This window comes from Sulfitobacter sediminilitoris, assembly GCF_010667575.1.
Classification (GTDB): domain Bacteria; phylum Pseudomonadota; class Alphaproteobacteria; order Rhodobacterales; family Rhodobacteraceae; genus Sulfitobacter; species Sulfitobacter sediminilitoris.
On sequence record NZ_JAABNT010000006.1, the window covers coordinates 233,168 to 243,139 of the forward strand.

The window sequence follows — 9,972 nt, forward strand, 5'->3', positions numbered from 1 at the left end:
GTCAAGAGCACATCCCGATTTCCGCATCGTTTCCGATGCCCAGACCAAGGGGAATGTCCATGCCCTCACTCTATTTGCCCCACCACGAGGCCTTTGTCCGCTGGGATGAGGTCGGACAGGGCCAGCGCGTCGTGGTTTGGTTGCCTGGCATCGGGTTTCCTGCCCTTGGCAATTTCCTCGGCGTCGTTACCGATCCGGCGCTGGCCCCGCTCCGCTCCATCCTGATCGATCCCTTGGGTGCCGGTCGCAGCACGCCCGTTGATGGGCTGTCCATCCCCGATCACGCCGATGCGGTTGCAGCCGTGCTGGACCATTTGGGCGTCAGCCGCTGTTGTGCCGTCGGCTATTCGATGGGCGGCGCGATTGCGGCGGAACTGACGCTGCGCCGACCCGATCTGGTCGACAGGCTGATCCTGGCCGAAGGCAACCTGCTGACCGGTGGCGGCCCCGGCACACGCTATATGGCTGCGGTATCAGCGCAGGAATTCGCGGACGAACGCCTGCCCGACATGCTGGGCGACCTGCACGAGGGCGCGATCAAGGGCGATGTGGTCGATGATTTCATATTGGCAAGCTGGGGACAGGTGGACCCAACCGCACTGCACGGGATGGCACGCGCCCTTGTCGCCATCAGACCCCAGCTTGAGGCCGAGGTGCTGGGCCTGAGCTTGCCACGCAGCTACATATTCGGCGCGCAGAACCTCGAAAACGTTGATGAGCGTATCGCCAAGAACCTGCCGGACCCAGAACGGCTTGAGGATGCCGGTTTCACCGTCCATGCGCAGCAAGGCGCAGGTCACGAATTGATGCTAAAGGATCCGGCCGCCTTTACGGCGCTGATCACCCCGCTGCTAGCCCCATAGCGCCGCATCGGGCGGATGCACGCCTGCATCGTCAAAGAGAAGCGGATGCTCCCGGTCTTCGGCAAGCAGGAGCGGGCCGTCAAGGTCCACGACCTTCGCACCCTGCGCCACCAGCGTCGCCGGGGCCATCGCCAGCGATGAGCCAACCATGCAGCCAACCATCACCTCGTAGCCTTCCGCCAATGCCGCCGCCCGCAACTTTAGCGCTTCGGTCAGCCCGCCAGTCTTATCAAGCTTGATGTTGACGACATCGTACTTGCCCTTGAGCTTGGGCAGGCTGGCGCAGTCATGCGCGCTTTCATCGGCACAAACTGGTACCGGCCGCTCCATCCCGATCAACGCATCGTCCTCACCGGCAGGCAGGGGCTGCTCGACCAGTGCCACGCCAAGGCGTACCAAATGGGGTGCAAGATCGGCATAAACCTCCGCCGACCACCCCTCATTTGCATCCACGATAATGGTCGAAGTCGGCGCACCTGCACGTACTGCTTCGAGCCGGGGCATATCATCCGGTGTGCCCAGCTTGATCTTCAAGAGCGGGCGATGCGCATTTTTCGCGGCTTGGGCCTGCATCTCGGCAGGTTCCGCCAATGACAGGGTATAGGCGGTAATCTCTGGGCCGGGCTCTGGCAGGCCTGCCAACTCCCAGACCCGTTTGCCAGTCGTCTTGGCCTGAAGATCCCACAAGGCGCAATCCACCGCGTTCCTTGCAGCCCCGGCGGGCAAAAGATCATACAGGTCATCGCGGGTGATCGTGCCACGCAGCCCTTCGATCTGCGCGGTCACGTTTTCGAGCGTCTCGCCGTATCGGGCATAGGGTACGCATTCGCCCCACCCTGTCACGCCTCCGTCAGTTACGCGAACCGTCAGCACTTTGGCTTCCGTCCGCGAGCCACGGGAAATGGTAAAGACCTGAGCCAGTCTGAACACGTCCGGCGTTACTTTGATAAGCATAGCTGCCCCTCTTTTTGGCCGTATACACCGTCGGCGTTCTGAGCGCACACAGGTGTCAGAGGTTTGCCAGGGCATCCGCCAGACGCGCAGCACCCTGACGGAACGGATCGACCGTGGGCAACCCCATCTCGTCCTCCACCTTTGCCATGTAGGCAAGCGCGTCTTCTTCCGACAAATGCTGCGTGTTGATCGAGACACCGGCGACCTTGCAGCCTGCATTCGCAACCTTCGCCAATGTCAGAGCCAGATCGGCAACTTCCTGAATAGAGGGCAGCGCATGATCAGGCAGACCGCGCATATGCGTACGGGTCGGCTCGTGACAGACGATCAGCGCATCAGGCTGACCGCCGTGGATCAGTGCAAGTGTCACACCGGAATAGCTGATGTGATACAGGCTGCCCTGCCCTTCGATGATGTCCCAATGATCGGCATCATTGTCCGGGGTGAGGTATTCCACCGCACCGGCCATGAAATCCGCGATCACCGCGTCCAGCGGGACACCGGAACCGGTGATCAGGATGCCCGTCTGTCCGGTTGCGCGGAAGGTGCTTTTCATACCCTTCTCTTTCATCGCCTCATCCAGCGCCAGCGCCGTGTACATCTTGCCAAGCGAGCAATCGGTGCCAACGGCCAGCACCCGCTTGCCGCTGCGCTTTTTGCCATCCGCGATGGGATACTGCACGTTCGGCACCCGCACGTCGTGCAAGGTACCGCCGCTGACCTGAGAGGCCGCAACCAGATCACCTTCGTTAGCCAGAAGGTTATGAAGACCAGAAGCCAGATCATACCCCATGCCCAGCGCTTCGATCAGCACGTCTTTCCACGCCTGCGAGATCACACCGCCCCGGTTCGCAACGCCGATAACCAGCGTCTTGGCACCAAGTTCCTTTGCCTCGGCCAATGTCAGGTCCTTGAGACCCACATCCGCCTTGCAGCCTTCCATGCGGAATTGCCCCACCGCGTTCTGCGGGCGCCAGTCCTTGATGCCCTGCGCAACTTTGGCGGCAAGCTGGTCAGGCGCATCGCCCAGGAAAAGCAGATATGGTGTTTCGATCATGGCGCATGCTCCTGCAAAAAGATTCGCGTCATAATCGGCAAATTGTTTCGCAAGACCATTGCGATCTGCATGCAATTCAGTCGAAGTACGCAAAGATCGTGCGCAAAAATGATCATCTGAACAAAATTTTTGCACAGGTCTCTGGCGGAAGATGCTGCGCTTGCGAAATGGCGCTTGCAGCATCTCACGCAATTTAATACCTGCATCACATCAGAAATTCGCAATAATCTTTCGCCCAAGGACCGCATGCCATGTCATTTCGCATCCAACCCGCCGCCCCCGCCCGCCCAAACCGCTGCCAGCTCTTTGGCCCCGGCTCCCGCCCCGCGATTTTCGAGAAAATGGCAGGCTCCGCCGCGGATGTAATCAACCTTGATCTGGAAGATTCCGTGGCCCCGTCTGACAAGGACAGCGCCCGCGCCAATGTGATCGAAGCCATCGGCAACGTAGATTGGGGAAACAAAACGCTTTCAGTGCGCATCAATGGTCTGGACAGCCCATACTGGTACCGCGACGTGGTTGACCTGCTGGAAAACGCCAGCGAGCGGCTGGACCAGATCATGATTCCGAAAGTCGGCAATGCGTCGGACGTTTACGCCGTAGATGCGCTGGTGACTTCTATCGAGGCTGCCAAGGGCCGCAAAAAGAAGATCGCCTTCGAGGTCATCATCGAATCCGCGGCAGGCATCGCCCACGTGGAAGAGATCGCCGCGTCGTCACCCCGTCTAGAAGCGATGAGCCTCGGAGCTGCGGATTTTGCCGCCTCCATGGGCATGCAAACCACCGGTATCGGCGGCACGCAGGAAAACTACTACATGCACCACGCGGGCAAGAACTACTGGTCTGACCCTTGGCATTGGGCGCAGTCGGCCATCGTCGCGGCCTGCCGCACCCATGGCGTCATGCCTGTTGACGGCCCGTTCGGTGATTTCTCAGACGACGAAGGGTTCCGTGCGCAGGCGCGTCGCTCGGCCACGCTGGGAATGGTTGGCAAATGGGCCATCCATCCCAAGCAGGTTGCCCTGTCGAACGAGGTGTTCACACCATCGGAGGAAGCTGTGACCGAAGCGCGCGAGATTTTGGCAGCCATGGAAGAGGCCAAGGCCAAGGGCGAGGGAGCAACGGTGTACAAGGGCCGCCTTGTGGACATCGCCAGCATCAAGCAAGCCGAAGTGATCGTCCGTCAGTCAGAGATGATTGCGGGCTGATTTCCGATCACTTGCGTGATCTGACAGGCGCGGGGCCAACGCCCCGCGCTTCGCGTAACACATCGGCGCTTCCGACGACTTCGCTGTATTATCCGTTCAAAATGCGCTGACGCGCCGATTGCATTGCACGATCGCCCACGCCATATATGGCGGACGCAACGGCGGAGTGACCGATGACCCAATACCTCGATTTTGAAAAGCCTCTGGCGGAGATTGAAGGCAAAGCCGAAGAGCTGCGCGCACTGGCCCGTGCGAACGAGGAAATGGACATCAAGGACGAGGCCAAAGCGCTGGATGAAAAAGCCGCAAAGCTGCTCGATGAGCTTTATGGCAACCTCACGCCATGGCGGAAATGTCAGGTCGCGCGGCATCCGGAACGCCCCCATTGCAAAGACTATATCGAAGCATTGTTCACCGAGTACACACCCTTGGCCGGTGACCGGAACTTTGCCGATGACCTTGCGGTGATGGGCGGATTGGCCCGCTTCAACGACCAACCGGTGGTGGTGATCGGCCACGAAAAAGGCAACGATACGAAATCCCGCATCGAGCGTAATTTCGGCATGGCCCGGCCCGAAGGTTATCGCAAGGCCGTGCGCCTGATGGAACTGGCCAGCAAATTCGGCCTGCCTGTCATTACGCTGGTGGACACGCCCGGTGCCTACCCCGGCAAGGGCGCAGAAGAGCGCGGCCAGTCAGAAGCCATCGCCCGCTCGACCGAGAAGTGTCTGCAGATTGGTGTACCGTTGGTCAGCGTGATCATCGGTGAAGGCGGTTCGGGCGGGGCTGTTGCCTTTGCCACTGCGAACCGGGTCGCGATGATGGAACACTCCGTCTATTCCGTCATCACGCCCGAAGGCTGTGCATCGATCCTGTGGAAGGATTCGGAAAAAATGCGTGAGGCCGCCGAAGCGATGCGTCTGACCGCCGATGACCTGCGCAAGCTGGGGGTCACGGACCGGATCATTCCCGAACCAAAAGGTGGGGCACACCGGAACGCGGACGCCGCAATTGCCTCGGTCCGCACCGCGATCGAAGAAATGCTGAAAGAACTGGACGGCAAGGACGCGAAATCGCTTATTGCCGACCGCCGCCGCAAGTACCTCGACATGGGCGACAAGGGGCTTGCGGCCTAAGCCTCGAACTTGATCCGAAAGCGAGGACCGGGAGGCGGCAAAGGTTCGAAGCCAGCGGCGCGGTAGAGCTCTGCGGCCGTTTTGTTATCGGGGTGGGTGCCTACGGTCATAAACCGGCAACCCATCGCTTTGCTTCGCTCAAGCGATGCGTCAATCAGCGCGCGTCCTACACCGTTGCCCCGTTGGTCCTCAGCAACAAACAGATGGTGCATATCCACACCCCGCACGCCGAACTGCAGCTGTGCCAGCGGACAAAGGCCAGCATAGCCGACCAACCTGCCCTGCGCCTCGGCCACCGGCAGTATCAGCCATGGCGCATCACCCAATGCGTCCCGCCTCAGCGATTCAAGGGTTATGGTCGGCGTATCATCGTGGTGAGCCGCCAGCGCCTTGATCATCTCAAGTACAGCAGGCAGGTCGTTTTCTGCGACGGATCGAATGTTCAGATCATTCATGAGTTTTCTCCTAGCCGCGCACCAGAAACGAAAAAACCGCCCAAGGTGGCGGCGCATTTCGGTTGGGAATAGGGAAAGGGCCGCGTTCAGGGAAAGCGGCGATAATAGATGCTATGAATGGCCATGGTCATATCGTGAAACATGGTAAAAACCGGGTTTGCCGTCAATTTATTTTACGCTTCGATATGCTGCGACGACCCTGAGGGCAAGCGAACTGCGCGCTGGGATCAGCTTGCCAACATCCGCAACCCCTGCGTCACGTCTGACCGCACAGCAAGCCTGAGGCCCGGTTCATCGCCCGCTTTCAACGCAGCGATGATCAGGCGGTGAAACTGGGGCGGTTCTGTCCGGCGCAGCCGACCATAAAGCGCGCGCATCGTCGGCCCCATCTGTAACCAGACTGTCTCGGCCATGGCCAGCATCGCAGGTGCCTGCGCGCGAAGGTAAAGCGTGCGATGGAACTCCAGATTTGTGCGAATGTAGCTTACCGCATCCCCGCGCTGCACCGCTTCGGCGATGACCGCGTTGATGGTCTGCATCCGCTCAATCAACGCCATATGCGCCCGCGGTAAGGCGCGGCTCGCCAGTTCCACCTCGATCAGCGCACGTAACGCCGCCAGCTCCTCAATCCGCTCATTGCTCAATTCCGGCGTCGAAATTCGGCCTGACGTGGACATCGTAAGCGCCCCCTCGGCAGCCAGACGGCGCACCGATTCCCGCGCAGGTGTCATCGAGACACCGTAGTTCTTGCCAATGCCTCGCAACGTCAGCGCCTGGCCCGGCGGCAGATCACCATGCATGATACGACTGCGCAGATCGCGGTAGACGCGGTCATGGGCAACAGATGTTGCTTCGGTCGGGCGGGCGGCAAGGGTCATGGACCCACTTGTGATCACAACAGCCCCCAGCGTCAATCGCTCTGTTCGGGAAAAGGTTTCAGACTGTAAAGGCTTGAAGCGTCGATAAACAGACCGCTAGCATCTTGCCCAAGGCGAAATTTTTGGCCTTGAACATCTGTTTGTAAAGAAAACCTTTTCGCTGGAATGCCAGCCTCGACAAGTCGGCCTCAATTTCAGATGCCCGATTTTCATCTTGGGAGAACGTCGAAAAGGAGGTCGACGGCCCCTTCACATCATATTCTGCAGCACGGTCCGATAGAGGTGCATCACCTCTTGGCGGTCTCGCTGAATCAATTCAAAGGAGTTCTCTTCATGGCAAGCGCATGGAAAGAAGATACCACCAAAGCGAAGATTTGCGTCAACGGCAAGAAAACATCGCCACTCAAGTTCAAACCTATGCCTCACAAGAACAAGCTCGTGGCCAAAGCCAAAGCTCATAACGTATACTCTGGACAGGACCGCACGACGATCAAGATCAAACAGCCAGAGGGCGTGTACGAGATCAAATTCGGGATTGTCTGGAAGGCCGATCAAAAAGTCAAAGGCGTCAAGAAAAATCCGCTGCCACCGGATTGCCCCCTTGATTCTGTTGCAGAATTTACGGAGCTGAGGATTTTCGTCGAATCCGTCAAATTACCGATACTGCATACCTGCGAGGTGATCGCAGGGCTCAACCGCGTCAAGAATTACGGATCAAAAACCGATATGGATCCGGTCGCCATGCTGGACATCGATATCAAAACCGGCTCGATGGTTCCGGGCACGAAATGGGTATCGCATCTGAAGTGCGCTGACGTTTATAGCTTGAGTGGTAAGGTCAGGAACTTCAAATAGGGCACTTCAGCACCAACCTAGAACCGGTACCGGTGCAACGCGTTCCCTTCCGTCCGCAGCCATTTGCGCGGAGCAGCATAGGGGCCGTAAATCCGCTCAACCCCGGCCCAGAAGGCTGCGGAATGGTTCATCTCTGCCAGATGCGCGACTTCGTGGGCGGCGACGTAGTCCAGCACCTCAGGCGGGGTCATGATCAAACGCCATGAGAACATCAGCGCCCCATCGCTGGTGCACGATCCCCAGCGCGAGCGTGTGTCGCGCATGGTGATCCGGGCATAGGGCCTTCCCAGCCGCGCGGCGTAGTCATCGCAGGCGCCTGCCAACCTGTCCCGCGCCACCTCTTTCAGATATGCTCCCAGCCGCGCGCCTACGCGTTCGGCTGATCCGGGCACCGCAATCTCATCTTGGCCCAGTTGCACTTTCCGGCCCTGCCCCTGTACGACCTGCAACAACCGCCCACCCAGCGGCAGTTCAGTCCCGATGCCAACGCTGACGTCCTCGCCGCGCTCTGACAGATGCTTGCGAATCCATGGCTCTTTCGACTGCGCGAAAGCCAACGCCTCTCGCTGTGCCAGCCGTTTCGGCATGGTCAGGGTCACGCGGCCATCAAGCTGCGAAATCCTTAACGATATCCGCTTGGCCCGCGCGGAACGACGCAGGATCAAGGGGATTGGAGGATCACCGGGCAGAAAGGTATCACTCATGCGGGTCTACTCATCGGGGCGCTCAAGCTAAAGCCTTTGACAGTGCCCACTTCATATGGCACTTGCCCTGAATCATCTACACGCAAACGCTAATTCAAGAAGGGGTATTTCATGCCCAAGGAAGAATGGGGAACCAAACGCCTGTGTCCGACGACAGGCAAGCGGTTCTATGACCTGAATAAAGATCCCATCGTCAGCCCCTACACCGGCGAAGTGCTGGAAGTGGACGCATCCAAATCACGCATGATCGCGGCGGATGCCGAGGATGCGGCGACAGCCAAGGCCAAGAAGGACGAAGTTGAAGAGGATGTAATCCTCGACGATGACGACGATGATGTGGATGTCGATCTGGATGATGATATCCTGGACGATGACGACGACGATGATGATACAGTGCCACTGGATGACATCGCTGACGTGGCATCGGACGACGACGACAATTAAAATCGGCACGGGCGGGAGTGGTTTTTGCTTGATCCCGCCCGGCGATGCGCTTAATCACGCGCCACCTACCCGAGGTTTCACCTCAATGGGGCATTAGCTCAGCTGGGAGAGCGCCTGCATGGCATGCAGGAGGTCAGCGGTTCGATCCCGCTATGCTCCACCAAATCCCCACCTTAAGCACCTGTTTCAAAATAATATTTTGATTACAGCCTGTATCTATACCTTGTTTTCTACCATGTTCGCAGTGTGAGTGGCGCGAATTTACGGTTAGATCGAAGCTCTGTTCCAGCTCTGGTCGACGACTGCTCGCGACTCACTTTGCTCTTGCATATGCTTCTGGCCGAGAAACCGCCTCGTTTTCTGTCTAATCCTTGGTGCACCCTTGATCTGTATCAGCCACCTTCAGCTTCTTAAGGCGGTTCATCAGTTCAGCCTCCAGTTCAGCCAGCGTCGGCTCCGCCTCCTTGGGCGGAGCCTTCTCAGCAAACAGCCCCACGGTCTTCCCCAGAAGCTCAGCGGCACGTAGACGGGTCGTCTCTGACGCGCCTGACGTCATCATCTCTTCAAGGTGAGCAGTAACCCTGTAGGCCCTTATGTGGGCCTGCAGGGTTTCCTCTTCCTGACGAGCAGCAACAAGCTCCGCGATCCTCATCGCCACTTTCTCGTTTCGGCTTACTCTATGTGCCTCACGCCATACGGAGGGCTGGGACATGTCTTGCGCGTCGTAGACGTCTCGGTACGCGGCACTGAAGTTCATGCCATCTGCGACGAGATGTGCAAAGCGCTCTTGCTTCTCGGTCAAGCCTGCCCAGACCGGCGCTGAGAGTTGCGTTCGATTGGATAGCTGTTCCTTGGGACGGGCCTTCATATCGGCCTCACTTATGTCAGTTTAGCTGACATAGTTTAGCATGTCTGTGGGGTCGTCGCACGAGTGAATGTTGGATTGACGCCTTCCGAGTCTGGGAGCGCTCGCCTATGTCACGCTTCTCCTTAGAGAAGGATCGCGCCAAGAAGAAAGAGAAGTATTGATATCAGGATTCCCAGCCAGACAGTGAAGTGACGTCGCTCTACGTCCTGTCGCGGCTTGTCGACAGGGTACGGGATCGCGTAATTCCTGCCTTCCATCTGATGTTCCTCTGCTTCAACTTCTTAGACAAAATCGACCGTACCACGTGAAGTTGGCCAAAATGTGTCAATACGAGGTGAAATTGCTAGTTTCGAGCGGTGTTTTGGGCCAGCAGGTGTATTGCTAGCTAGATTTGAGCGGTTAGGGGCGAGTACGTCGGTATGTTAGGCAGCCGACTCATAAAACTCGATCCACAGCCTGACCGATGCTAGTTTGATCATCGATAGGAAATTGCGTGACGTCTTCTCATATCGGGTTGCGATACGGCGGAACGAGGCTTTCAGCCTGCCAA

The 9,972-nt window shown here is 58.3% G+C and carries 11 protein-coding genes and 1 tRNA gene; 6 read left to right on the top strand and 6 right to left on the bottom strand.

Translation table 11 applies throughout. The features are described from left to right. Positions 1-59 precede the first annotated feature (59 nt). Positions 60-863, top strand: coding sequence for an alpha/beta fold hydrolase (locus GV827_RS12310; RefSeq protein WP_164354096.1), 804 nt, complete (start codon positions 60-62; stop codon positions 861-863). Here the strand turns inward: GV827_RS12310 and dgcA are convergent. Together dgcA and dgcN are read right to left on the bottom strand one after the other, a co-directional pair. Further along, positions 852-1,817 (bottom strand): N-acetyl-D-Glu racemase DgcA, encoded by a 966-nt coding sequence (gene dgcA / locus GV827_RS12315; protein WP_164354097.1) that lies wholly within the window; start codon positions 1,815-1,817, stop codon positions 852-854. The genes GV827_RS12310 and dgcA overlap by 12 nt on opposite strands. Positions 1,818-1,872: 55 nt before the next feature. Then, positions 1,873-2,874, bottom strand: coding sequence for an N-acetyltransferase DgcN (dgcN, locus tag GV827_RS12320; RefSeq protein WP_164354098.1), 1,002 nt, complete (start codon positions 2,872-2,874; stop codon positions 1,873-1,875). A 251-nt stretch (positions 2,875-3,125) separates the two neighbouring features. On the opposite strand from dgcN, the gene GV827_RS12325 reads away from it, so the two are divergent. After that, positions 3,126-4,082 carry an L-malyl-CoA/beta-methylmalyl-CoA lyase gene (locus GV827_RS12325; RefSeq protein ID WP_164354099.1) on the top strand — a complete coding sequence of 319 codons (957 nt, stop codon included), beginning with the start codon at positions 3,126-3,128 and terminating at the stop codon, positions 4,080-4,082. 173 nt (positions 4,083-4,255) lie between these two features. Beyond that, positions 4,256-5,218 (top strand): acetyl-CoA carboxylase carboxyltransferase subunit alpha, encoded by a 963-nt coding sequence (locus tag GV827_RS12330; protein ID WP_164354100.1) that lies wholly within the window; start codon positions 4,256-4,258, stop codon positions 5,216-5,218. Here the strand turns inward: GV827_RS12330 and GV827_RS12335 are convergent. Both GV827_RS12335 and GV827_RS12340 read right to left on the bottom strand, forming a co-directional pair. After that, the gene (locus GV827_RS12335) at positions 5,215-5,673 is read right to left on the bottom strand and encodes a GNAT family N-acetyltransferase (RefSeq protein WP_164354101.1); all 459 of its coding nucleotides are present in this window, start codon (positions 5,671-5,673) and stop codon (positions 5,215-5,217) included. The genes GV827_RS12330 and GV827_RS12335 overlap by 4 nt on opposite strands. Before the next feature lie 227 nt (positions 5,674-5,900). Next, positions 5,901-6,551: a GntR family transcriptional regulator gene (locus tag GV827_RS12340; protein WP_164354102.1), complete on the bottom strand. Its 651-nt coding sequence runs from the start codon at positions 6,549-6,551 to the stop codon at positions 5,901-5,903. A gap of 333 nt (positions 6,552-6,884) precedes the next feature. Here GV827_RS12340 and GV827_RS12345 point away from each other — a divergent pair, with 333 nt between their 5' ends. Continuing rightward, positions 6,885-7,406: a hypothetical protein gene (locus GV827_RS12345; RefSeq protein WP_164354103.1), complete on the top strand. Its 522-nt coding sequence runs from the start codon at positions 6,885-6,887 to the stop codon at positions 7,404-7,406. 17 nt (positions 7,407-7,423) lie between these two features. Here GV827_RS12345 and GV827_RS12350 read toward each other — a convergent pair whose 3' ends face one another. Continuing rightward, positions 7,424-8,110, bottom strand: a complete 687-nt coding sequence (locus GV827_RS12350; protein ID WP_164354104.1) for a M48 family metallopeptidase — start codon at positions 8,108-8,110, stop codon at positions 7,424-7,426. Positions 8,111-8,221: 111 nt separating this feature from the next. Between GV827_RS12350 and GV827_RS12355 the strand changes: the two genes are divergently transcribed. Then, positions 8,222-8,554: a TIGR02300 family protein gene (locus tag GV827_RS12355; RefSeq protein WP_164354105.1), complete on the top strand. Its 333-nt coding sequence runs from the start codon at positions 8,222-8,224 to the stop codon at positions 8,552-8,554. Between the two features lie 87 nt (positions 8,555-8,641). Continuing rightward, positions 8,642-8,717 (top strand) — tRNA-Ala (locus tag GV827_RS12360). Positions 8,718-8,918: 201 nt separating this feature from the next. Here GV827_RS12360 and GV827_RS12365 read toward each other — a convergent pair. Further along, positions 8,919-9,422: a terminase small subunit gene (locus GV827_RS12365; RefSeq protein ID WP_164354106.1), complete on the bottom strand. Its 504-nt coding sequence runs from the start codon at positions 9,420-9,422 to the stop codon at positions 8,919-8,921. Positions 9,423-9,972 lie beyond the last annotated feature (550 nt).

Excerpts from the sequence above, each read along its gene's own strand:
- GV827_RS12310 (WP_164354096.1), top strand. The coding sequence starts at position 60 with ATGCCCTCACTCTATTTGCCCCACCACGAGGCCTTTGTCCGCTGGGAT.
- dgcA (WP_164354097.1), bottom strand. The coding sequence starts at position 1,817 with ATGCTTATCAAAGTAACGCCGGACGTGTTCAGACTGGCTCAGGTCTTT.
- dgcN (WP_164354098.1), bottom strand. The coding sequence starts at position 2,874 with ATGATCGAAACACCATATCTGCTTTTCCTGGGCGATGCGCCTGACCAG.
- GV827_RS12325 (WP_164354099.1), top strand. The coding sequence starts at position 3,126 with ATGTCATTTCGCATCCAACCCGCCGCCCCCGCCCGCCCAAACCGCTGC.
- GV827_RS12330 (WP_164354100.1), top strand. The coding sequence starts at position 4,256 with ATGACCCAATACCTCGATTTTGAAAAGCCTCTGGCGGAGATTGAAGGC.
- GV827_RS12335 (WP_164354101.1), bottom strand. The coding sequence starts at position 5,673 with ATGAATGATCTGAACATTCGATCCGTCGCAGAAAACGACCTGCCTGCT.
- GV827_RS12340 (WP_164354102.1), bottom strand. The coding sequence starts at position 6,551 with ATGACCCTTGCCGCCCGCCCGACCGAAGCAACATCTGTTGCCCATGAC.
- GV827_RS12345 (WP_164354103.1), top strand. The coding sequence starts at position 6,885 with ATGGCAAGCGCATGGAAAGAAGATACCACCAAAGCGAAGATTTGCGTC.
- GV827_RS12350 (WP_164354104.1), bottom strand. The coding sequence starts at position 8,110 with ATGAGTGATACCTTTCTGCCCGGTGATCCTCCAATCCCCTTGATCCTG.
- GV827_RS12355 (WP_164354105.1), top strand. The coding sequence starts at position 8,222 with ATGCCCAAGGAAGAATGGGGAACCAAACGCCTGTGTCCGACGACAGGC.
- GV827_RS12365 (WP_164354106.1), bottom strand. The coding sequence starts at position 9,422 with ATGAAGGCCCGTCCCAAGGAACAGCTATCCAATCGAACGCAACTCTCA.